19 protein-coding genes are annotated in these 23,365 nt (G+C 61.0%); 11 read left to right on the forward strand and 8 right to left on the reverse strand.

Features of this window, described 5'->3' with window-relative positions; genetic code table 11:
* The first annotated feature begins 85 nt into the window (after window positions 1-85).
* The 4 genes from ACFOGH_RS04075 to hflX all read left to right on the forward strand — a co-directional run bounded on the left by ACFOGH_RS04075 (window position 86) and on the right by hflX (window position 5,406).
* Window positions 86-2,296 carry a sensor histidine kinase NtrY-like gene (locus ACFOGH_RS04075; protein ID WP_380073963.1) on the forward strand — a complete coding sequence of 737 codons (2,211 nt, stop codon included), beginning with the start codon at window positions 86-88 and terminating at the stop codon, window positions 2,294-2,296.
* A complete protein-coding gene (gene ntrX / locus ACFOGH_RS04080) occupies window positions 2,293-3,690 on the forward strand; it encodes a nitrogen assimilation response regulator NtrX (RefSeq protein ID WP_380071793.1) in 1,398 nt (465 codons plus the stop codon). Before ACFOGH_RS04075 ends, ntrX begins: the two co-directional genes overlap by 4 nt.
* Window positions 3,691-3,841: 151 nt before the next feature.
* Window positions 3,842-4,075, forward strand: coding sequence for an RNA chaperone Hfq (gene hfq / locus ACFOGH_RS04085; RefSeq protein ID WP_054006118.1), 234 nt, complete (start codon window positions 3,842-3,844; stop codon window positions 4,073-4,075).
* Window positions 4,075-5,406, forward strand: coding sequence for a GTPase HflX (gene hflX / locus ACFOGH_RS04090; protein WP_380073964.1), 1,332 nt, complete (start codon window positions 4,075-4,077; stop codon window positions 5,404-5,406). Before hfq ends, hflX begins: the two co-directional genes overlap by 1 nt.
* Before the next feature lie 28 nt (window positions 5,407-5,434).
* Here the strand turns inward: hflX and ACFOGH_RS04095 are convergent, their stop codons facing one another.
* On the reverse strand, window positions 5,435-7,906 hold the full coding sequence (locus ACFOGH_RS04095; protein WP_380071794.1) for a penicillin acylase family protein: 2,472 nt from the start codon (window positions 7,904-7,906) through the stop codon (window positions 5,435-5,437).
* Between the two features lie 81 nt (window positions 7,907-7,987).
* Here ACFOGH_RS04095 and ACFOGH_RS04100 point away from each other — a divergent pair, with 81 nt between their 5' ends.
* Window positions 7,988-8,848, forward strand: a complete 861-nt coding sequence (locus ACFOGH_RS04100) for an NAD(P)-dependent oxidoreductase (RefSeq protein ID WP_380071795.1) — start codon at window positions 7,988-7,990, stop codon at window positions 8,846-8,848.
* 25 nt (window positions 8,849-8,873) lie between these two features.
* Here the strand turns inward: ACFOGH_RS04100 and ACFOGH_RS04105 are convergent, their stop codons facing one another.
* Complete coding sequence (locus ACFOGH_RS04105; protein WP_380071796.1) at window positions 8,874-9,440, reverse strand: lipid-binding SYLF domain-containing protein; 567 nt, start codon at window positions 9,438-9,440, stop codon at window positions 8,874-8,876.
* 86 nt (window positions 9,441-9,526) lie between these two features.
* A complete protein-coding gene (hemB, locus tag ACFOGH_RS04110) occupies window positions 9,527-10,537 on the reverse strand; it encodes a porphobilinogen synthase (protein ID WP_380071797.1) in 1,011 nt (336 codons plus the stop codon).
* A gap of 127 nt (window positions 10,538-10,664) precedes the next feature.
* Here hemB and ACFOGH_RS04115 point away from each other — a divergent pair, with 127 nt between their 5' ends.
* Together ACFOGH_RS04115 and mfd are read left to right on the forward strand one after the other, a co-directional pair.
* Window positions 10,665-11,189 carry a component of SufBCD complex gene (locus tag ACFOGH_RS04115; protein ID WP_380071798.1) on the forward strand — a complete coding sequence of 175 codons (525 nt, stop codon included), beginning with the start codon at window positions 10,665-10,667 and terminating at the stop codon, window positions 11,187-11,189.
* Window positions 11,190-11,192: 3 nt separating this feature from the next.
* Window positions 11,193-14,630, forward strand: a complete 3,438-nt coding sequence (gene mfd, locus ACFOGH_RS04120) for a transcription-repair coupling factor (RefSeq protein ID WP_380071799.1) — start codon at window positions 11,193-11,195, stop codon at window positions 14,628-14,630.
* 45 nt (window positions 14,631-14,675) lie between these two features.
* Here the strand turns inward: mfd and ACFOGH_RS04125 are convergent, their stop codons facing one another.
* The 3 genes from ACFOGH_RS04125 to ACFOGH_RS04135 are packed head-to-tail and all read right to left on the reverse strand — an operon-like array spanning window position 14,676 to window position 16,988.
* Window positions 14,676-15,872, reverse strand: coding sequence for an MFS transporter (locus tag ACFOGH_RS04125; protein ID WP_380071800.1), 1,197 nt, complete (start codon window positions 15,870-15,872; stop codon window positions 14,676-14,678).
* A gap of 1 nt (window position 15,873) precedes the next feature.
* Entirely contained in the window at window positions 15,874-16,344 is a 471-nt protein-coding gene (locus ACFOGH_RS04130; RefSeq protein ID WP_380071801.1) for a metal-dependent hydrolase, read from the reverse strand.
* Window positions 16,341-16,988, reverse strand: coding sequence for a DsbA family oxidoreductase (locus tag ACFOGH_RS04135; protein ID WP_380071802.1), 648 nt, complete (start codon window positions 16,986-16,988; stop codon window positions 16,341-16,343). Before ACFOGH_RS04135 ends, ACFOGH_RS04130 begins: the two co-directional genes overlap by 4 nt.
* Before the next feature lie 154 nt (window positions 16,989-17,142).
* Between ACFOGH_RS04135 and ACFOGH_RS04140 the strand changes: the two genes are divergently transcribed.
* From ACFOGH_RS04140 to ACFOGH_RS04150, 3 genes are all read left to right on the forward strand, one after another.
* Window positions 17,143-17,772, forward strand: coding sequence for a helix-turn-helix domain-containing protein (locus ACFOGH_RS04140; protein WP_380071803.1), 630 nt, complete (start codon window positions 17,143-17,145; stop codon window positions 17,770-17,772).
* Window positions 17,773-18,094: 322 nt separating this feature from the next.
* The gene (locus tag ACFOGH_RS04145) at window positions 18,095-18,835 is read left to right on the forward strand and encodes a metallophosphoesterase family protein (RefSeq protein WP_380071804.1); all 741 of its coding nucleotides are present in this window, start codon (window positions 18,095-18,097) and stop codon (window positions 18,833-18,835) included.
* Window positions 18,836-20,248, forward strand: coding sequence for a serine/threonine protein kinase (locus ACFOGH_RS04150; protein ID WP_380071805.1), 1,413 nt, complete (start codon window positions 18,836-18,838; stop codon window positions 20,246-20,248).
* A 44-nt stretch (window positions 20,249-20,292) separates the two neighbouring features.
* Here the strand turns inward: ACFOGH_RS04150 and ACFOGH_RS04155 are convergent, their stop codons facing one another.
* Window positions 20,293-20,409 carry an entericidin EcnA/B family protein gene (locus ACFOGH_RS04155; protein WP_380071806.1) on the reverse strand — a complete coding sequence of 39 codons (117 nt, stop codon included), beginning with the start codon at window positions 20,407-20,409 and terminating at the stop codon, window positions 20,293-20,295.
* Window positions 20,410-20,413: 4 nt separating this feature from the next.
* A complete protein-coding gene (locus tag ACFOGH_RS04160) occupies window positions 20,414-22,240 on the reverse strand; it encodes an extracellular solute-binding protein (protein WP_380071807.1) in 1,827 nt (608 codons plus the stop codon).
* Between the two features lie 249 nt (window positions 22,241-22,489).
* On the opposite strand from ACFOGH_RS04160, the gene ACFOGH_RS04165 reads away from it, so the two are divergent.
* Window positions 22,490-23,260 (forward strand): 3-hydroxybutyrate dehydrogenase, encoded by a 771-nt coding sequence (locus ACFOGH_RS04165; RefSeq protein ID WP_380071808.1) that lies wholly within the window; start codon window positions 22,490-22,492, stop codon window positions 23,258-23,260.
* The last annotated feature ends 105 nt before the right edge of the window (window positions 23,261-23,365 follow it).

Here is a 23,365-nt window from a genome sequence, read left to right on the forward strand (position 1 = left end):
GGCTGACACTCCGCAGGGTTTGGGGGGATCAGTGCAGGGCGCTTACCGCAGTCTGACATGGGCTAAACTGGCGCGCCTGCGCCGGATGCGGCGCGTGCAAAACGGGCTGACTTTTGGGCTGGTGCTGCTTGGCCCCTTGCTGGCGGTGGCGACGTTTCTGGCCCTTGGGCCGCTGAACCTTGGCGCTTCATCGCAGAACCTGCGGCTGATCCTGCTGGCCGACATGATCTATATCCTGCTCGTCGCAGGGCTGGTGTTGGCCCGCGTGATGCGGATGATCGCGGATCGCCGCTCGCAATCGGCAGGCTCGGCGCTGCACCTGCGGCTGACTGGGGTGTTCGCCTTCGTGGCCTTGGTGCCGACGATTCTGGTGGCGGTATTCGCGGTGCTGACGGTGAATATCGGGCTTGAAGGCTGGTTTTCCGACCGGGTCAGCAATGTGGTCTCTGCCTCTCTGACCGCCGCGCAAGCCTATGAGGATGAACAGACCAGCGCGCTGAAAGACGATGCGAGCGCGTTGGGGGCGTTCCTGAACCTTGCCAAGCAAAAGACCTTCTTTCTGCAAGACGATCAGGTCCGCCCGATCCTGACCCAAGGTCAGGCGGCTATTCAGCGCGGTCTGAAAGAGGTTTTTCTGATCGACGGCAGCGGCACCCTGAAAACCCGTGGCGAGCGGTCATATCTGTTCGATTTCGAACCGCCGACGCCCGCTGAACTCGCCCGCGCCAAGGCGGGCGAAGTGGTGGTTATTCAGGATTGGGCCAACGACGAATTCCGCGCGCTGGTGCATCTTGAGGCTTTTGCCGACCGCTATCTTTACGTCTCGCGCAAGGTTGATGGCGGTATCCTGTCGCTTCTGGATGAAACCAAGGAAACGGTGCGGCTTTATCAGCAGCTCGAGTCAGAGCGCGGCAAGATCCTGTTCAACTTCGGCCTGTTGTATCTTGGCTTTGCGCTGATCCTGGTGCTGGCCGCGGTCTGGCTGGGCCTATGGTTTGCCGAACGCCTCAGCCGCCCGGTCGGGCGTTTGGCCTATGCGGTGGGCCGGGTCAGCGCGGGCGATCTGGATGTGCAGGTGATCGAGGAAGAAGGCGATGATGAGATCGCCACTTTGTCGCGTGTTTTCAACCAGATGACGCATCAACTTAAAGGCCAGCGAGAGGCTTTGATCGAAGGCCATCGACACACCGAACAGCGCCGCCGCCTGTTCGATTCCGTCCTGTCCAATGTCACCGCCGGGGTGATCGGGCTGGATGCCGATGGCGATATAGATTTCGCCAACCGTGCCGCCGAACGCCTGCTGGAACTCGCCGATGGTGCCGCCGAAGTGCCGCTTGCCGCCGCCGTGCCGGAATTTGCCGCACTGTTTGAGCGGCTCCGTGAGGTCGGCGGATCGGCCGTGCAGGAAGAAATCCGCCTGACCCGCAAGGGCAAGCTGGAAAGCCTGCTGGTGCGCATGTCGGTGCGGCGCAGCGATTCCGGGCGGTTGGAGGGCTATGTGGTGGCGTTTGACGATGTGACCGAACTCGTCTCGGCGCAGCGCATGGCGGCTTGGGGTGACGTCGCCCGCCGCATCGCGCATGAAATCAAGAACCCGCTGACCCCGATCCAGCTTTCCGCCGAGCGTATCAAACGCAAATTCCGTGGTCAGGTGCAGGAACCCGAGGATCTGGATCAGTATACCGAAGTTATTGTGCGCCAAACCAATGACTTGCGCCGCATTGTTGATGAGTTTTCCAAATTCGCCCGCATGCCCGAGCCGGATCGCCGCGAGACCGATCTGGTGGCGCTGTTGCGCGCGGCTGTCATGTTGCAGGAGAATGGCCAGCCCAATGTCACCTTCCGCCGCACGCTGGTCGATGGCCCCCTGATGATGGAGCTTGATGGCACCATGATCGGTCAGGCGCTGACCAATTTGATCAAGAATGCAGGCGAAGCCATTGAAACTTTGCAGGAAAAATCAAATCCGCCCGATCTTGTGCCCGAAATCCGCGTCAGCCTGACGGTGGATGAAACAGAGGCGACTATCCGCATCATGGACAATGGCATCGGCCTGCCGCCAGACCGCGCGCGGCTGTTTGAGCCCTATGTCACCACGCGTGAAAAAGGCACTGGCCTTGGCCTGCCGATTGTGAAGAAAATCATTGAAGAACATGGCGGTACGCTCACTCTTGAAGATGCGCCCGTCTTTGAAAACAACGCCCATGCCGGGGCCATGGCGGTGATTCAACTGCCACGCGCCCCACGCAAACGGGGCGTGCGCAACACGGGCCAAACTGGCCAGGGGGAAAAATGAGCAATATTCTCATCGTTGACGACGAAAAAGACATCCGCGAACTAATCGGTGATATTCTGAAGGACGAGGGCTATACCGTTCGTCTTGCAGCAAATTCTGACGATTGCATGTCCGAGATCAACGCCGAAGCGCCCAGTCTGATGATTCTGGACATCTGGCTGAAAGACAGCCGGATGGATGGCATCGACATCCTGAAAACCGTCAAGCGCGATAACCCCGACATCCCGATTGTGATCATTTCCGGCCACGGCAATATTGAAATCGCGGTCGCGGCGATCAAGCAGGGTGCCTATGACTTCATCGAAAAGCCGTTCAACATTGATCAGTTGATGGTGGTGGTCAGCCGCGCGATGGAAACCTCGCGGCTGCGGCGTGAAAACGCCGATCTGCGGCGGCGCGATGTGACCTCGTCAGAGATGATCGGATCAAGTCCGGCGTTTAGAACCTTGAAATCACAGTTGGAAAAAGTCACCAAGTCCAACGGTCGGGTGATGCTGGCAGGTCCTGCGGGTGCCGGCAAAGAGATGGCCGCGCGCTTCATCCACGCCAATTCCAACCGCGCCTCTGCGCCCTTCATCTCGGTATCTTCGGCCACGATTGATGCCGACCGGATGGAGGAGGTGCTGTTCGGCCGCGAAACCGCCGACCGTGGTGTGGAAAAAGGTCTTTTGGAACAAGGGCATGGCGGCGTTGTCTACTTTGACGAAGTGGCCGAGATGCCGCTGGGCACGCAATCGAAAATCCTGCGGGTGCTGACCGATCAGCAATTCATGCGGCAAGGCGGCAGCGACAAGGTGCGGGTGGATCTGCGGGTGATCTCCTCGACCAGCCGCGATCTGCGCAGCGAAATCGCCGCAGGGCGTTTCCGGCAGGAATTGTATGACCGCTTGAATGTGGTGCCGATTGCGGTACCATCCTTGGCAGAGCGCCGCGAGGATATCCCTGAATTAACAACGACTTTCGTCGATATGTTCCACCGCACGCAGGGCCTGCCCTTGCGCAAGCTGACCGAAGAAGCCGAGGCGATGTTGCAGACGATGCAATGGCCCGGCAACATTCGCCAACTGCGCAACGTGATCGAGCGCGTGTTGATCCTTGGCGACGGCACCGGCCCGATTGAGGCCCGCGAATTGCCGGGGCAAGAGACGCCTACCGATACCGGCGGGCGCATGGTGTTGGGCGGGGCGATGGCGACCTTGCCGCTGCGCGAGGCGCGTGAGGTGTTTGAACGCGAGTATCTGCTGACCCAGATCAACCGATTTGGCGGCAATATCAGCCGCACCGCGGGCTTTGTCGGCATGGAACGTTCGGCGTTGCACCGCAAGCTCAAGTCGCTGGGTGTTGTCACAACAGGCAAATCTGGTGGGCGTGGCGACGACGAAGAAGAAGAATAAGCGCAGTGTTGCAGAAAGAATCCAAATCGGGAACATCGGCAGATAAATTGACGTTTTACGCTGGAATCTGGCAAGTTTGCGCGACATAGTTGAATAACGGAAGCGCGATAGGGCGCGCTTTTCGAGACGATGGCGATAAGGACAAGAAAAAATGGCCGCTGACAAACAGAATTTGCAAGACGCGTTTCTCAATCACGTCCGGAAATCCAAGGTTCCGGTCACGATCTTTCTGATCAACGGGGTGAAATTGCAGGGCGTGATCACTTGGTTTGACAACTTTTGCGTGCTTTTGCGCCGCGATGGTCAGTCGCAACTGGTCTACAAACATGCGATTTCCACGATAATGCCGGGCGGTCCGGTGAACCTTTATGAAGGTGAAGACTGATCTCTGATCTGCCAGAAGATGACGATTGGCCATTCACGGATGGCGGAATCGATGCCTATGAAACGGCAGCGAAGCCGACGCGCGCCTATGTGTTGCACCCTGATCTGAAGGCGGTGAAGTCGCGCCGCTTGCCCGAACATGGCCTAGCCGAAGCGGTTAGTCTGGCTGCGGCTCTGCCCGGAATGGATGTTCTGGGCTCGGAAGTGGTGCGTCTGCCGCGGGTGCAGCCGGGGATGCTGTTCGGCTCTGGCAAGGTGGAGGAATTGAAAACCACCTTCAAGGCGCTGGAGATTGAGCTGGTCATGGTCGATGGCCCAGTGACACCGGTGCAGCAGCGCAATCTGGAAAAAGAGTGGGGTGTCAAGCTGTTAGACCGCACAGGTCTGATCCTTGAGATTTTTGCTGACCGCGCGCGCACCCGTGAAGGCGTGTTGCAGGTCGAGCTTGCAGCGCTGTCTTATCAGCGAACGCGGCTGGTCCGGGCTTGGACGCACCTCGAACGCCAGCGCGGCGGGTTTGGTTTTGTCGGCGGGCCGGGTGAAACGCAGATCGAATCCGACCGTCGGGCGATTGATGATCAGGTGATCCGGCTGAAACGGCAGTTGGACCGGGTGGCGAAAACGCGTGAGTTGCACCGCGCCTCGCGCCGCAAGGTGCCGTTTCCGCTGGTGGCTCTGGTGGGCTATACCAACGCCGGAAAATCCACGCTTTTCAATCACATGACCGGGGCAGAGGTTCTGGCCAAGGATATGCTGTTCGCCACGCTTGACCCCACCATGCGGGGCGTTGTGCTGCCATCGGGCCGCAAGATCATCGCATCTGATACCGTGGGCTTCATCTCTGATCTGCCGACGCAACTGGTCGCCGCCTTCCGTGCGACGTTGGAAGAGGTGCTGGAGGCCGATCTGATCCTGCATGTGCGCGACATCAGCCACCCGGAAACCGCCGAACAGGCTGCGGATGTCGCCGATATTCTTACCTCGCTGGGCGTCAACAAGGCCGTGCCGATGTTTGAGGTGTGGAACAAGCTGGATCTGGTGCCGCCCAGCCAGCGCGAGGCACTGCAGGTGCAGGCCACCAACCGTGCCGGAGTGTTCCCGGTCTCGGCGCTGACGGGTGAGGGTGTGGCGCGCCTGCTGGATGCGGTTTCAACCGCGTTTGAGGAAGAAAAGACTCAAACCGATCTGACCTTGAGTTTTGCCGATGGCAAAAAACGCTCGTGGCTGCACGATGCCGGGATCGTGGTGGCAGAGACCCAAGACGACAACGGCTGGCAGATCACAGTGCTGTGGACGGTCAAGCAGCAGGGCCGCTACCGCGAGTTAAGGTAACATCGCAGCAATGCCCCGCAAGGCATTGCTATTGCGGGTTTTCCGGCGTTAACACCATGTCACCCACAGCACCCGCACGCGCCAAATCAGGGTCAAGCGACATCGGAATATACTCGCCGCGCCGCCACAACTCTGACAGATCATCGTAGAACCGCGACAACGGATGCCCGGATTGCCCGGTGGCCTGGATGAACACCGACGAATCCGGGTCGGCGAAATCATAAACGCCGCGATAGCCGCCAGCATGGACGTTCAGATACGGGTTCGGCCCGGTCCCCTTGGTGCGGCCGCGCAGCAGCGTGGTATCGCCGCCGCTGGTCGATTGCCGGATGTTGACGAAATAGCGCAGCACCGGCACATCGCCCAGCACAGGGTGATCATGCGTGGCCTGATGCGCATCTCCCCAGCGCCAGCTTTCAATGTTCGGCCCGTAAGTCTCTGACAATTCAAGCAAAGCCTGATCCAGCGCAATGCGTGCAATATCGGTGCAGGTCTCTACCGCAGCCGATTGCACCACATCGCACCAGACCGAGGCTCCGCCGATATTGCGGTAGACCCGCTCGATGAAAACAGGCTCAGGATGGGTGAACTGATCCGCCAAGGGGCCGATTTCATCGCGGGTCAGCCTATCTTGCAGAGCGCGCAGCCAAGCTTCGGCAATCAGCGGTTCGGGCAGATGCTCATTCATCTCGCCGTTCCATTTTGCCAGCAAATCCAACGCTTTTTGCCGCAGCCGTTCCGGCGTGCCTTCGGCGGCAGGCTCTCCGGTAAACCACAGATCGGCACCGATCAGCGGCAGAAGGTTGCGCGCGGTGGGCGAGACTGTATCCAGTTGCGCCTCGATGAAACTGTCGCGGGTATGCACCTCGCGGGTTTTCATCAGCGCCAGCCAGCGCTGGATGCGCTGCGTGTCGCCCCATTCAAAGCTGACATGCAGTGGGAAGGGTCGATCCACCGTCTTGTTGTTGGTATTGCCCAGCAAGCCACTGGTGGGGTTGATGAAACTGGGATTGTCCTCATAGGGCAGCATCCCCGTCCAGCGGTTCTTGCCCTGCCATCCCGGCGCGGGCATCCGGCCTTTGGTGGCGTGTGACGGATCGCGCGCGGGCATCGCCCCGATGGTTTGCAGCGCGATTCCGTTGGCATCGGCCAGCATCAGGTTTTGCGACGGTGCAACAAACAACTTGCCCGCCGCAATCGCATCGGCCACCGACCCCGCCGACATCAGCTTCATCGCCGCCGTCATCGAGGTATCGGCCCCCGACAGCGCCGTCCATTCCAGCGCCGCGACCGAGCCCGCTGGCGTCACCGAGCCCAGATCGTAATGCGTCCCCGGCAGGATCGGCCCGGATTCTGACCAGCGCAGCGTCAGCGTCACCGGGTCTTCGCCCTTGATGTTCAGAATGGTCTGCCGGGTGGTGAAATTCTTCGGCCCCTCGGGGGTGAGATATTGCTGCGGATTGGCCGGATTGATCTTTTCGATCACCACATCCTGATCGTCGAGATAGCTAGAGGTCAGACCCCAACCCAACCGTTCGGACCGCCCCACCAGCACCAAAGGCATCCCCGGAATCGTGCCGCCAATCACCCCGCCGGTGGGCAACTGCAGCCGCGCCAGATACCAGATCGACGGAGCCGTCAGCCCCAGATGCGGATCATTCGCCAGCAAACTGCCCCCCGCCGCCGCCTTGTTCGGCATCGCCGCCCAAGCGTTTGACGCGCCCGCAAAATCGCGTGAATGAAACGGCGACAAGGGGGTGTCAACATAGGCGGTCTTCGTGGTGGCCTGCGGAAAAACTCCCGGCATCAGGCTGGCGTAATCGGGCAGGGCGGCGACACCCTTGCCCGGATCATCGGGCAGAATATCCGCCAGACGCTCGGGCGGCAGCACCAGCGACATCTGCGCACGCAGCACCTCATCGTCCAGATGCGCCGACAGTTGCAGCGCCATCAGTTTGAGGATCGCAAGGCTATCCGCCGGAGACCAAGCGGCGATCTCGTTGGAAAAGAAGAAAAACTCGGGCGCGCCACGCCCGCGTGCGCCCAGATTAACCTGCGAAATCCAGGCGTTGACGCCCGCCGAATAGGCTTCCAGCGCCGCTGTCGTACGTTCGTCCTGCACTTTGACCGAGGCCTGCGCCAGCCCGTAAATGTCCAGCCTGCGCAGTAACTCATCAATCTTGATCGTGCGCGCGCCGAAAATCTCGGACAGCCGCCCTTGCGCAGTGCGCCGCAGCATCGTCATTTGCCACAGCCGATCCTGCGCATGGGCGAACCCCAGCGCGAAATAGACATCCGTCTCGGTCTTGCCGAAGATATGCGGCACATCGTTGTTGTTGCGCACGATCTCGACCGGGGCGGTGATGCCCTTCAAGGTGAAATCCTCGTTATAGTCGGGCAAGCTGCGGGTCAGCACGTAATAGGCCAGCAGCCCCGCCAACAAACCCAAGGCAATCAGCCCGGTAAAGATGCGCAAAAGCCAGCGAAAGGCGGTCAACATGGGGCGCGGAGTCCTTGACGGCAACGGTTGATTGCCTTCCTAGTCCAAAGCCGGAATAGGGGCAATGCGGGGCGGAAGATCATGGCAAAACTGGCGTTTTTGGGCCTTGGGGTGATGGGCTATCCGATGGCCGGGCATCTGGCCGCCAAGGGCCATCAGGTGACGGTGTATAACCGCAATCCGGCAAAAGCGCAGGCGTGGGTGGCGCAGCACGGCGGCACATCGGCCGCAACCCCGCGTGAGGCTGCGGCAGGTGCCGAATTTGTGATGGCCTGCGTTGGCAATGACGACGATCTGCGCAGCGTCTGTCTTGGCCCGGATGGTGCCTTTGCGGGAATGAAGGATGCGATTTTCGTCGATCACACCACGGTTTCGGCAGCGGTGACGCGCGAATTGTCGGCGCTGGCAGCCGATCAGGGCTTGGGTTTTGTAGATGCCCCCGTGTCGGGCGGGCAGGCAGGTGCCGAAAACGGCGTGCTGTCGGTGATGTGCGGCGGCAGCCAAGAGGATTATGACCGCGCCGAGCCGGTGATCGCCGCCTATGCCCGCATCTGCCGCCGTCTGGGCGACAGTGGGGCCGGGCAACTGGCCAAGATGATGAACCAGATCGCTATTGCCGGGCTGGTGCAGGGCCTGTCCGAGGCTTTGGCCTTTGGTGAAAAGGCGGGCCTTGATGGCGCGGCTGTGGTCGAGGTGATCAGCCAGGGCGCGGCAGGCTCGTGGCAGATGGTCAACCGCCACAAAACCATGCTGGACGGCAAATTCGATCACGGTTTCGCGGTGGATTGGATGCGCAAAGATCTGCAAATCTGCCTGCAAACCGCCGATCAGATCGGCGCAAGCCTGCCTGTGACCGCGTTGGTCGATCAGTTCTACAAGGACGTGCAGCGCATGGGCGGCAACCGCAACGACACCTCCAGCCTGATCCGGCGGCTGAAATAGGGGGCCGTAGCCCCCTGACCAGTGCTTACACGATGATCCGGGTGTATTTCACCCCGGCCAGCGTTGCCCCCGCCATCAGCCCTTGCTGGCCGAACACGAAGGCAATCACCGGGTCCAGCTCGGTGGTTTCCTTGCCAATCGAGCCGCCCTCGGCGGGCGTCGCATAGCGGATATCGGCGCTGGCCGCCCAACCCGGCGAGCGGCGGAAGTCTTGCAGCGCCGCATCGGTGGTGAAAAACAGCATATGTGCATACTGCTGCGCGCCGATCTGAAACCCGATCGAGGCTTTGGTGGCCGAATAGTAATCCACCGTCGCGCCCTTGATCTGCAACACGCCGCGGCCATAAGCGCCACCAAAGCCAAACCCGGCCTCTGTCACCAGCGGCATCGTCAAAATCCCGCTGGAGCGATTGGCAAGCTGCCGCGTGCCCGGAAAATTGTTGAACAGATAGTCCTGCGTCTCGCGCACCCGCGCATCAATCTGCGCGCCGCCATTCGACCCTACGCCATTGCCCACAACGGTGTTTTGGCAAGCCGAAACCAGCCCCGCGCCGCCAAGCGCCAGAAAGCCACGTCTGGAGAAATTCGTCATATCCGCCCTCATGCCTCATACGGGGTTCTCATGACCCCGTTGCGTCAACATTAGCGCCAATCACGCCGCTTGTCATCCGGTGCCGTTCAGGCAAGCGCCGCTCCGCCCAGCAGCTTCGCCACCCGCGGCGCGAAATAGGTCAGGATGCCGTCACAACCCGCACGTTTGAACGCCATCAGGCTTTCAACCATCGCGCGGTCGCCATCAATCCAGCCGTTTTGCGCCGCCGCCATGATCATCGCATATTCACCCGACACCTGATAGGCGAAGGTCGGCGCGCCGAACATGTCTTTCGCGCGGCGGCAGATATCCAGATAGGGCATCCCCGGCTTGACCATCACCATATCCGCACCCTCGCGCAGATCGCGTTCAATCAGCCGCAACGCCTCATCACTGTTGGCGGGGTTCATCTGATAGGTCTTCTTATCCCCCTTCAAAGCACCGCTCGCGCCCACGGCATCGCGGAACGGGCCGTAAAACGCGCTGGCATATTTTGCGGCATAAGACATGATCGTGACATGCTTGTGCCCCGCCGCCTCGAGTGCTGCGCGGATCGCGCCAATCCGGCCATCCATCATGTCTGATGGCCCCAGAATATCCGCGCCAGCCTCGGCCTGCACCAAAGCCTGCCGCACCAATGCTTCCACGCTTTCATCGTTCAGGATGATGCCATCGCGCACCAGCCCGTCATGGCCATCGGCGTTGTAAGGGTCCAGCGCCACATCCGTCATCACCGCAATCTGCGGCACGGCCGCCTTGATCGCCCGAATGGCCCGGTTGGTCAGATTGTCAGGGTTCCAAGCCTCCTCACATCCCACAGTTTTCAGGGCAGGATCGGTGTAGGGGAACAGGCAAATCACCGGAATCCCCAAAGCCGCAGCCTCCTTGGCCGCTTCTACCACCAGATCCACTGACAAACGGTTAACGCCCGGCATCGAGGCCACAGGCTCGCACACGCCAACCCCATCCCGCACAAACACTGGCCAGATCAGATCGCCCACCGTCAGGGTGTTTTCCTGCACCAAGGCCCGCAACGCCGGGCTGCCGCGCAAACGGCGAAAACGAGACTGCGGGGTAGCGGCAGAGATCGGGCGCATTTGGTACATCCTGACGGTGGCAAAAAGGCTTGCGGTTGTTTGCTCTGCCTGCCATGGAAAGAGCCGCGTCTCAAGCAGACATTCGGGCGCAGGCCAAACCGGGCCTATGGCAGAGAAGGGGCTTTGCGTGAATTTGTATCAAGTTCTGTTTGAATTGATCGACATGCGGTCTTTTTCAAACCTTTGGTATTGGATCATGCTGGCGGTGATGTGGTCGTCGGCCAGCCATTGGGTGCTGGGCGTGCCCTTCGACATGATCAGCCGCGCCCGTCGGCAGGGCGGCACACTGCAAGACGATCTGGAAACACTGGTGCGCATCAACACCGGCCGGATGCTTTACATCGCGCGCACCGCGGGGGTCTGGCTGGTGGCATTTCTGTGCTTCATGTTGACGGCGCTGCTGGTGCTGGCCGTCTATTATCGCATCGAATTTGCCCAGGCCGTGCTGTTTCTGCTGGTGCCGATGACCATTCTGTCGATGCTGTCGCTGCGCACCGCCGGTCTGATCGAGGCGGGCGAAAGCGCGGGCGAGGCTTTGCACCGCCGGTTGATCCGGCACAGGATCGCCACGCAAGCCCTTGGCATGGTGTCGATTTTCGTCACCTCCATGTTTGGCATGTATGCCAATCTCTACATCGGCGTTCTGGGCTAAGCCGTGGCCGAGCGCATCATCCTTGGCGGCGCGCCCGAAGGTTACGACGCCAAACTGCTGGCGCGCGAACTGGCGCGCGGCGCATCGGTGATCCATGTCGCCCGCGATGACAAGCGGATGGAGGCGATGCGCGCAGGTCTGGCGGCTTTCGCGCCCGAAACCGTGGTGCTGGATCTGCCCGCCTGGGATTGCTTGCCCTACGACCGCATCTCGCCCAACCCCGAGATTCTGGCGCGGCGGATGTCCACACTGGCCACGCTGGCTTCGGGCTTCAGCGGTCCGTTCGTGCTGCTGACCACGCTCAACGCCGCGATGCAGCGCCTGCCTGCGCGCGGCGTGATGCAAACCGCATCCTTCGTCGCCCGCGTTGGCGACCGGGTGGACGAGGCGCAACTAAAAGGCTTCCTCGCCCGCATGGGCTTTTCGCCGGTCTCGACCGTGGCCGAACCCGGCGATTTCGCCATTCGGGGCGGTATTGTCGATATTTACCCCCCCGGCGATGGCGGCCCGGTGCGGCTCGATTTCTTCGGCGACGTGCTGGATGGCGCCCGCCGCTTCGATCCGGTCAGCCAGCGCACCACCGAAAAGCTGAAAGCGGTGGAATTTGCCCCAATGTCCGAGGTGATCCTGGACGATGCCGCGATTGCGCGCTTCCGGCAGAATTACCGGGTGGAATTTGGCGCAGGCGGCTCGGACGATCCGTTGTATGAGGCAGTCTCGGCTGGCCGCAAGCATCAGGGGATGGAGCATTGGCTGCCGTTCTTCCATGCAGGGTTAGAGACGATTTTCGATTATCTGCCAAAGGCTTCGGTGGTCTTGGATGATCAGGTGACACCCGCGCGCGTCTCGCGTTGGGAAGGCATCGAAGACCAGTATGATGCCCGCGCCGAGGCGATGACCGCCAAGGGCCGGATGGATTCGGTTTACAAACCCTCAGCCCCCGGTTTGCTCTACCTCGACGACAACGCTTGGGAAGCCGCCATCGCCGATCATCGCGTGGTGCAATTGTCGCCGCTGCCACAAGCCCCAGGTCCGGGCGTGCTGGATGCCCAAGGCCGGATTGGCCGCAGCTTTGCGCCTGAACGGCAGCAGGAAAATATCAGCCTGTTCAGCGCCTTGTCCGATCATGTTAAAGCTCTGTCTAAAGACGCGCAGGTGGTGATCGCCTCGTGGTCAGATGGCGCGCGTGAGCGGTTGAAGGGTCTGCTCGACGACCAAGGCCTGCATCACGCACGCGAAATCAAGGATTTCCGCGATCTGCCCGAAGGCCGCGGCGGGCTGTTCCTGATGATCTGGGCGCTGGAGGCTGGCTTTACCGCCCCCGGCCTTGCGGTGATCTCGGAACAAGACGTGCTGGGCGACCGTCTGGTGGCCAAACCGCGCAAGAAACGCAAGGCCGACAACTTCCTGCGCGAGGTGGACACCCTCAGCGTCGGCGATCTGGTGGTGCATGTCGAACACGGCGTCGGCCGCTATCTGGGGCTGGAAACCATCACCGCCCTCGGCGCGCCCCATGCTTGCGTCGCCTTGGAATATGCTGAAAATGCTAAGCTTTATCTTCCCGTCGAGAATATCGAACTGCTCAGCCGCTACGGCCACGAAGATGGCCTGCTTGACCGTCTCGGCGGCGGGGCTTGGCAGGCCAAGAAGGCCAAGCTGAAACAGCGCATCCGCGAGATTGCCGACAAGCTGATGCGCATCGCCGCCGAACGCGCCCTGCGCCACGCGCCGATTCTGGAAGCGCCGCATAGCATATGGGAGGCCTTTTCTGCCCGCTTCCCCTATACTGAAACCGACGACCAGCTTGCCGCCATCGCCGATGTGGTGGCCGATCTGGAAAAAGGCTCACCGATGGATCGGCTTGTGGTGGGCGACGTGGGCTTTGGAAAAACCGAAGTCGCCATGCGCGCGGCGTTTGTCGCGGCCCTTGCCGGAATGCAGGTGGCAGTGATCTGCCCGACCACTTTGCTCGCCCGTCAGCACTACCGCAGCTTTGTCGAACGCTTCCGGGGCTTCCCGATCAACATTAAGCCTCTTAGCCGGTTCGTCTCGGCCAAAGACGCCAACATCACCCGCGCTGAGATGGCCGAGGGCCGGGTCGATATCGTTGTCGGCACCCATGCACTGCTGGCGAAAAGCATCCGCTTCAAGAACCTTGGCCTGCTGGTGATCGACGAAGAACAGCATTTCGGCGTCAGCCACAAAGAACGCCTGAAGGAAATGCGCTCGGAAGTCCACGTGCTGACCCTTACCGCCACGCCGATCCCGAGGACGCTGCAACTGTCGCTGACCGGCGTGCGCGATCTGTCGATCATCGCCACGCCGCCGGTGGATCGCTTGGCGATCCGCACCTATGTGTCCGAGTTCGACACCATCACCATCCGTGAGGCGCTGCTGCGCGAACGCTTCCGCGGTGGGCAGAGTTTCTATGTCGTGCCGCGCATCTCTGACCTGCATGACATCGAGGATTTCCTGAAAACCCACGTGCCCGAAGTGTCTTACGTGGTGGCCCACGGCCAGCTTGCCGCAGGCGATCTGGATGAGCGGATGAACGAATTCTACGACGGCAAATATGATGTGCTGATCGCCACCAGCATCGTTGAATCCGGTCTGGATATTCCCACCGCCAACACCATGATCGTGCATCGTGCCGATATGTTTGGTCTTGCACAACTGTACCAGATCAGGGGCAGGGTGGGGCGATCCAAGACCCGAGCCTATTGTTATCTCACGACAAAACCACGCAGCCCGCTGACCCCGCAAGCGATCAAACGCCTGCGCCTGATGGGCTCACTCGACAGCCTCGGTGCCGGGTTCAACCTCGCCAGCCATGACCTTGACCTGCGCGGCGCGGGCAACCTGCTCGGCGAGGAACAGTCGGGCCATATCAAGGAAGTCGGCTACGAGCTCTACCAGTCCATGCTTGAAGACACGATTGCCAAGATCAAATCCGGCGAACTGCAGGGCCTGAGCGCCGTTGACGATCAGTGGTCGCCGCAGATCAACCTTGGCGTGCCGGTGATGATCCCGGAATCCTACATCCCCGATCTGGACATCCGCTTGGGCCTGTATCGTCGCCTGTCCAGCCTTGCCACCAAGGTGGAACTGGAAGGGTTCGCGGCCGAATTGATCGACCGTTTCGGTCCGATCCCGAAAGAGGTCAACACCCTGATGCTGATCGTGCGCATCAAGTCGATGTGCAAGCGGGCAGGGATTGCCCGTATTGATGCCGGGGCCAAGGGGGCGACCGTGCAATTCCACAATGACAAATTCGGCAACCCTGCGGGCTTGGTTGAATTCATCAAGGCACAGGGCCCGGCAGCCAAGATCAGCGGCAACAAGATTGTGCTGATGGGCGAGATGAAATCCGAATCCGATCGCATCAAGGGCGCGTTCAACATCGCCCGCGATCTCGCGGAAAAGATCGTGAAGGCAAAATAAAACGCGCCCCAACCGGGGCGCGTTTTCACCAATCGAACCTGTCGATCAGCGCTTGATCACCCGCATCAGCGCCAGTGCGCCCGCGATGAACACCGCAGCGCCGATCATCAGCGGCAGCGCCGTGCCGTCAAACATCAGCCCCACCGGCACCGCCAGCACCACCGACAGCACCGTCGCCACCGCCGTCATCACCGAGGCCGCAAGGCCCGCAATATGGCCCACAGGCTCCATCGCCAGCGCGTTCAGGTTGCCCATCGTCATCGACATCATCGAAAAGAGGCCAATGCTCCACAAGATATGCGCCGGAAACGCCCAAGCCTCGGGCAGCCATCCGGCCAGCATCAGCGCCAACAGCACCAGCGTCAGCCCCAGCACCGACGCATAGGCCAGCGTCGCCACCAGCCGCATCCCCAGCCGCATCACCACGCGCGAGTTGATGATACTACCCGAAGCCGACCCCAGCGCGATAAATGCAAACCACAGCGGAAAGCTGTCGGCGCGGTCAAAGCGTTGCTCGAAAATTCCCTGCATCGACGACAGGCAGCCAAACAACGCCGCCATCGTCAGCGTCTGCGCAGCAATCGACACCACCACGACGCGGTGGGTAAACAACTCGCGCGTCGAGGCCCATAGCGCGCGCAGATCCAGCGGGCGGCGGTGTTCTATCGCCAGCGTTTCCACCTGCCGCAGCCCGAACCACAGCATCACCACCGCCACCACCAGGATGTAGACAAGGAAAATCGCCTGCCATCCGGCGAGCGCGATAATACCTTGCCCCATCAACGGGGCCACGGCAGGCACCATGATGAACACCATCATCACGAACGACATGATCTTGGCCATCTCGCGGCCCTTGAACATGTCGCGCATGATCGCCATCGACACCACCCGTGCGGCCGAGACCGAGATGCCTTGCAGCACCCGCGCGATCAGCAAGCTCTCCAGCGAGTTGGCGAAATAGCACGCCAATGCCGCCAGCGCGTAAAGCCCGGCTCCGGCATAGATCACCGGCTTGCGGCCATAGGCATCCGACAAAGGTCCGACAAACAGCGTGCCCAGCCCCATACCGAACACGAAGCTGGTGATCACCAACTGCGCCCGGTTCGGCGCATCGGGCGACAAAGCCGCCGCAATTTCCGGCAGCGCAGGCAGCATCGCATCAATCGAGATCGCCACCATGGCGAACAAGGCTGCCGTCAGGGCGATGAACTCGCCCTGCGAGATCGGTTTGGTCGGCGTCATGTCAGCTTCTTTCCGTACGAAAATAGACCACTGCAGCAGCCAGGATGATGGCGACTTCCGCCAAGACCGTCCAATGCAGCAGGAAGGAAAGCACCCAATGCGATTGCGTCGCGGGCACGGTGAAGAGTTGGAAAAAGGTATCAGAATAGGGCCAAAGCCACATGACGCTGCCCACCCACGTATCCAGGATCAGATGCAGCAGCACGCCGACAAAGCCCATGGCCAAAGGCGCATACCACGCAGGGCGCAGCTTGCGGGCCAAGGGCAGGGTGATCAATGCGACGGCGGCCCAAACGGCGGGAATATGCGGCCAAAAGCGATGGTGATGCTCGGAATGGTCGACGAACCAGAACCAGAGCATATCAAAATCCGGCAGCACCGCCCCCACCAGCGCAGCCACCAGCATCACGCCCCGGCGATGGCCCGCACCGCGTGCAAGCAGATAGCCGGAAGGCAAATGCGCAAGGATCATGCCTGATCGGCCTTTGCCTTCGCCACCAATTCCTCGATCACCTGCGCCCAGACCTCGGGCGGTTGTGCGCCAGAGACGACGTATTGTTGCGCGATCAGGAAGGTTGGCACCGCCGTCACACCCTTTTTGCGCGCATCCACATCGCGGGCGCGCAGATCGTCAAGATCGGCATCCGTCGCCAAAAGGCGCGCCACGGCCGCAGGGTCCATGCCGATTTCCTCGGCAATATCGGTCAATTCCTCAATATCGCCAATGTCGCGCCCGTCGCGCCAATAGGCCCGGAACAGCGCCGAGACCATCGCCGCCTGTTTGCCCTCAATCCCTGCCCAATGGATCATCCGATGCGCGTTCATCGTGTTGGGCAGCATCTCGGGCTTGTCCGGGTCCATCGCAACACCGGCCTTTTGCGCCATATCGCGCAGGTGGTTGTGGATCTGATCGACCTTCGCCTCACCGCCAAAACGCGCCACCAGATAGGGGCGCTTTTCGACCCCTTCCACCGGCATATCGGGGTTCAACTGAAACGGATGCCAGGCGATCTGGAACGGATGATCGGGATGCGCCTCCAGCGCGCGGTCCAGATTGGCTTTGCCGATCAGGCACCACGGGCAGACCGGATCAGAGAAGATATCAAGGCGGATCATCGCAAAGGCTCCGAAAACAGGGAACCATTCGAACCGAATGGTTCAGTTGGATACCGCCATCCGCGCGCCGCTGCAATCCGCATCCCTGCACAGCCGCTTTGCATTGGTTGCACGCAAGCCCGCCTTGCCGTAAGCAAAGCCGAAAGGAAGCCCGATGTCCAGCGACCCAAAACGCATGATCCGCATTGCCCGCGAGACGGGTGCCGAGGCCGGTGCAAGCGCACCCGAGCCGCTGGACTTGGGCATCCGCGTGCGCGAATTGCGCAAGGCCAAGGGTTGGACGCTGGAGCAGGCTTCGGTGCAGGCAGGGCTGGCGCGATCCACCCTGTCCAAGATCGAAAACGGCCAGATGTCTCCGACCTATGAGGCGCTGAAAAAGCTTGCGCAGGGGATGGGCGTCTCGGTGCCGCAACTGTTCACGCCCGCGCAGGCACCGCAGGTCTCGGGCCGCATCGTGGTGACAAAATCTGGCGAGGGCTCGGCCCATGCCACCACCACTTACGAGCATGAACTGCTGGCTGGGTCTTTGACCAAAAAGCAGATGCTGCCCTACCGCGCCACCATCCGCGCCCGCGCGATGGAGGATTTTGACGGCTGGGTGCGCCATGAGGGCGAGGAATTTCTGTTCGTGCTGACCGGGGTGATCCGGCTTTACACTGAATTCTACGAACCGGTCGATCTGCGCCGCGGCGATAGCGCCTATTACGATGCCTCGATGGGGCATAATGTGATTAGCCTCAGCCAGGAAGACGCGACGATCCTGTGGGTTACATCGCTGGCGTAGGGCACGTCAAAACGCGAGTCTTTCTTGCCAGATTTGTTCGCAAACAAATCTGGCCGCGCCTGCCTGCCCCCGGCAGGCGCGTTACCGCGCCAGCCCAGGCAGCCGCAGCCAGATTTCCAGCCGTCGGTTTTGGGCCAACACCCCTTGCTCAACGCCTGCCGGCTTTTGAGCAACAAGCCTACAAACTCTGCCCCGCAGAGTTTGCTGACGGCTTGGCGTTAGTCCTCAGCTGCTTCAACAGTTCAAATCCGGGACGCCAACCTCGCGCGCTCCCTTGACCCTGCACTTTGAACCATATCACTGTGGCGCAGGGGAGAAGTTGATGCGTCTGGCCTTGTTGACCGATATCCACGCCAACCGCGAGGCGTTCGAGGCTGTGCTGGCCGATCTTTCCCAGCGCCAGATCGACCGCCTTGTGTTTCTGGGTGATATCGTCGGCTATGGTCCCGATCCCGGCTGGTGCGTGGATCAGGTGGAATCTCTGGTGGCCAAGGGCGCAATCGCCCTGCGCGGCAATCACGACCGCGCCGTCACCACGCCCGACAATATCCTGAACGCCAACGCCCGCCGCGTGATCGACTGGACGGTCAACCGCCTGAACGCGCGGCAAAAACTGTTCCTCTCCGATCTGCCGCTGACGGTCGAAGATGGCGACACGCTGTTCACCCATGCCTCGGCCAATGATCCAGGCGATTGGCTTTATGTCACCAGCGAATCCACCGCCCGCCCCAGCTTTCTGGTCTCGGGTGCGCGGTTGATCTTTTGCGGCCATGTCCACCGCGCGGCGCTTTACTCCTGCGATCTGACAGGCCGGGTAAGTCACCTCGCGGTGCCCACGGGCCATCCGATGCCACTCCTTCAATCACGCCGCTGGCTGGGGGTGATCGGTTCTGTCGGTCAGCCGCGTGATGGCAGCACGCTTGCCAGCTATGCCATCCTCGACCGCGCCCGCAACGAATTATGCTTTCGCCGCACCGCCTATGATGCCACCACCACCGCGCGCAAATCGCGCGAGGCTGGCCTGCCCGAGGCTTTGGCACAGCGCCTGATGAAGGGGATTTGAATGCCTGTCAGACCACATCCCGGGCTGGAGATTGACGGCTTCACGCTGGGCGAACAATTGCATCAGGGTGGGTTCGCCACGATCTGGGATGTGACCCACGCGCTTTACCGCACGCCGATGGTGATGAAGGTGCCGACCATCCTCGATGGCTATGATGGCCCGACCATCGTGGGCTTCGAGGTGGAACAGATGATCATGCCGCGGCTGACGGGCGTGCATGTGCCGCGGGTGATGGGGCAGGGCGATTTCGCGGTGATGCCCTACATCGTCACCGAACGCATCCCCGGCGCGTCGATGTTCCAGCATTTCAAACGCGCCCCGCGCCCCTTGGCCGAGGTGATCGAACTCGCCGCCCGCATGGCCGAGGCGCTGCACGACATCCACCGCCAACATGTGATCCATCTGGATCTGAAGCCCGACAACTTCCTGCAACGCCCCAGTGGTGAAATGGTGCTGATCGACTACGGCCTGTCGCGCCATGACCAGTTGCCCGATCTTCTGGCCGAAGAATTCACCATCCCGATGGGCACCTTCCCCTACATCGCGCCGGAACAATTCCTGCGCCAGCGGGGCGATCTGCGCTCGGACCTCTACGCCTTGGGCGCGATGATCTATGAATTGGCGACGGGAAAGATGCCATTTGGTCAGCCGGAAAAGCTGTCACAGGTCAAACAAAGGCTCTGGCGCGATCCGCTGCCGCCGCGTGCCTTGCGGGCCGAAATCCCGGAATGGCTGCAAGAAATCATTCTGCGTGCGCTCGAGGTTGATCCTGCCAACCGCTACCAATCCGCCGCGCAAATGATGTTTGACCTCGCACATCCGATGCAGGTGCGCCTGACACCCCGCGCGCACAAACTTCAGCGCGATGGCCGCTTGGCCGTGTTCCGCCGCTGGCGCAAGATGCGCAACCTGCGCGCCTTTGCCGCGCCACCCACCGTTGCCGCTCAGATGGAACGCGCGCCGATCCTGCTGGTCGCCGTTGATCTGTCACCCGAGGCCGAGCCTTTGGCGCAAGCCATCCATCTGCAAATCAAGCGGATGCTGGTCAACCGCCCCGATGCCCGCGTCGCTTGTGTCAACGTGATCAAGACCGCCCGCATCGGCATTGATGCCACCACCGACGATGCCGGCACCAACCTGCATGTCGCGCGTCTGGTCGGGCTGAAAACCTGGGCCGAGGGCATTGATCTGTCCGATGATCGGCTGACCTACACCATTCTTGAAAACTCCGACCCCGCCGCCGCGATCATTGATCACGCCGAAGCCAACCGCGCCGATCATATCCTGATGGGCGCGCGCGGCCATTCCGCCACGCGGCGCTATCTCGGCTCGGTTTCTGCCAAAGTCGTCGCCGAAGCGGCTTGTTCGGTCACGGTGATCCGCTTGCGCGATCAGCCCGCCGCGACCACGTAAGACACAAGCCGCCCGTAGGGTGCGTGCTTGCACGCACCACGCCGCTAGTTGAACCAGCCGCCCACCCGCTGCGCGCCCGCCGACACGTCGCGCCCCATGCCATCCACCGTGGCACAACCCGCCAGTGCCACCAGCACCACCACCATCATCAGCTTGCGCATCGGCCTACTCCTGATACCACCAGACCTCGGGCTGAAACCCCGGCCAGTCGCCGTAAATTGGCAATTTCTCGGGGAAATGCAACTGCTTGGCATGGGCGATCCGGCCAATATTCTGATACCAGATCGGGATGACATAGCGGCCATCGGTCAAAACCCGGTCCAAAGCCTGCACCGCCGCAACAAAATCGCCCCGATCGGTCGAGGCCAGCATGGTCGCAATCAACCCATCCACCGCCGGCGCATTGATCCCCGCCCAGTTGCGCGACCCAGGCGCTGCCCCATTCGGACCGCCAAAATAGCGCAACTGTTCCGTTCCCGGTGACAGGCTCAGCGCCACGACCTGCTGCGTCATGTCAAAATCATAAACGTTGGTGCGCTCGGTATACTGCGCCGCATCCACCGTGGTCAGCTTGGCCTGAATACCCACCTGCGCCAGCGCCTGCACATAGATATTCGCCGCCGCAATGTAATCATCCGCGCCATTGGTAAGCAGGATTTCAAAGCTGAACGGCGCACCTTGGGCATTCTTCAACACCCCATCCTGCACCGTCCATCCGGCTTCCTCTAACAGCGCATTGGCCTTGCGCAAATTCGCCCGGTTGGCGGGCTTGCCATCCGAGACGGGCAGGGCCGCGCCCTCAATCGCTCCCGGCGGCAGATCGGCTTTGTAAGGCTCCAGCAGCGCCAGCACCTTGCCCTGCGCCGGGTTCGCCACATCGCCCGCCAGTTCCGAATTGCCGTAATAGCTGCTGATTCGCGGCACAGCACCGCCATTGATGGTCTGGTTGATCAGTTCGAAGTTGAACACGTCAGTCAGCGCCTGCCGCACCCGCCAATCGGCAAAAATTGGCTTACGGGTGTTGAACACAAAGCCGTCGATTCCCGACGGGCGCTGATGCGGAATTTCCACCTTCACCACATCGCCCGCAACCACGCCCGGAAAGCCATAGTTCTGCGCCCATTTCACCGGGTTGGTCTCGCGGAAACTGCCGAGGTCGCCCGACTTGAACGCCTCGAAATGCACATCCGGGTTGCCGAAGTACTCCACCCGGATCTCATCGAAATTGTGCATGCCCCGATAGAACGGCAAATCCTTGCCCCACCAATCCGGGTTTTTCTTGTAGCTCACATAGCGCCCGGCCTCGAATTTATCGACCACATAGGGGCCAGAGCCAATCGGCGGCTCCATTGTCGTCGCACTAAAATCCCGGCCTTCCCACTGCGCCTTTTTCAAAATCGGCCGCAGCGCCAGCAACAACGGCAACTCGCGGTTCTGGGTGTTGAAGGTGAACTTCACTTTCCTGTCACCGGTTTTCTCGGCCTTCGCCACCGCCTGATAGGCCGGGGCATAGCGCGGATTGCCCTGTGTTCCCAAGGTTTCGAACGACCACAGCACATCTTCCACCGTCACCGCGCTGCCGTCCGAGAATCGGGCGCCCTCACGCAGGGTAAATTCTACGTAAGTGCGGGCAGGGTCGGTCTCGACCGATTCGGCCAGAATCCCGTAAAGCGAGAACGGCTCGTCCAAAGATCGCCCCATCAGCGTCTCGGTGGTGTAGAGCGAGATCCCCGTCGGCGCGCGCCCCTTCACGATGAACGGGTTCATCGAATCGTAACTGCCGTTCTCACCCACCACAAAGCGGCCACCCTTGGGGGCATCCGGGTTGGCATAGGGCAGCGACACAAAATCCGGTGGCAGAGCGGGTTCGCCATACATAGCGATGGCATGGGTAGGTGCTGCTTGCGCGAATCCCCCCCCGAAACCAATGCTGCCCGCCAGTGCCAAACCAAGCCCAAGCTTGCGCAAAATAGCGAAAAAATCCCGGTTCATTCTGGCAACAATCCCCCGCAGCCTGTTTTTATTGAGGCCCAACCTATGCGGGCAATCCAACCTTTTCAAACTTTTAACTTGGAGAGCGCCGCCAATAACGCTATAAGATACCTACTGCTCGATAGGTTTCTTGCCTGTATGAAACCTGCCTCAATAACTTAACGCCCGCTTCGTGCGGGCGTTTTTTTTGGCTTTGGGCTTTCCTTCGCAAGCGCAGCATGTAGCCTTGCGCAAAACAGGGAGGCCGACATGCTGGCAGGAAAACGCGCGATCATCACCGGGTCAAATTCTGGCATCGGGCTGGGCGTGGCCGAGGAACTCTCCCGCGCCGGGGCCGAGGTGATCTTGAACAGCTTCACCGACCGCGCCGAAGATCACGCCTTGGCGGCTGATCTGGGCAAGCGGCATGGCGTGCAGGCGCGCTACATCGCCGCCGACATGTCCAAAGGTGCCGATTGCCGCGCCCTGATCGAAAAGGCAGGCGGTTGCGATATTCTGGTGAACAACGCAGGCATTCAGTTTGTCGCCCCGGTTGATGAATTTCCCACCGAGAAATGGGATCAGATCATCGCGATCAACCTGACTTCGGCGTTCCACACCACCGCCGCGGCTTTGCCTGCCATGCGCGCGAAAGGTTGGGGCAGGGTGGTCAACATCGCCTCGGCGCATGGGCTGACCGCCAGCCCGTTCAAATCCGCCTATATCGCCGCCAAACATGGCGTGGTGGGACTGAGCAAAACCGTGGCGCTGGAAACCGCAGGCCAAGGCATCACCTGCAACGCGATCTGCCCCGGCTATGTGCTGACACCCTTGGTCGAGGCGCAAATCCCCGATCAGATGAAGGTGCATGGCATGGACCGCGAAACCGTGATCCGCGAGGTCATGCTCTTGCGCCAACCCTCGCGCCAGTTCGCCACGGTGGAACAAATCGGCGGCACCACCGTCTATCTCTGCTCGCCCGCGGCAGATCAGGTCACAGGCACCACGATCTCGGTCGATGGCGGCTGGACGGCGTTGTAGGGCGCAACACAGGGCCGCGCCCGACCTCGGGATGGCGCGCCAAGGCTGGTTCTAGGCGGTTTATGGTTCAAGTACTCCCCCCGAAGTTCTGCTGGCAGCGTTGCA

The sequence above is a fragment of the Cypionkella sinensis genome, from assembly GCF_042646385.1.
Lineage (GTDB): Bacteria > Pseudomonadota > Alphaproteobacteria > Rhodobacterales > Rhodobacteraceae > Cypionkella > Cypionkella sinensis.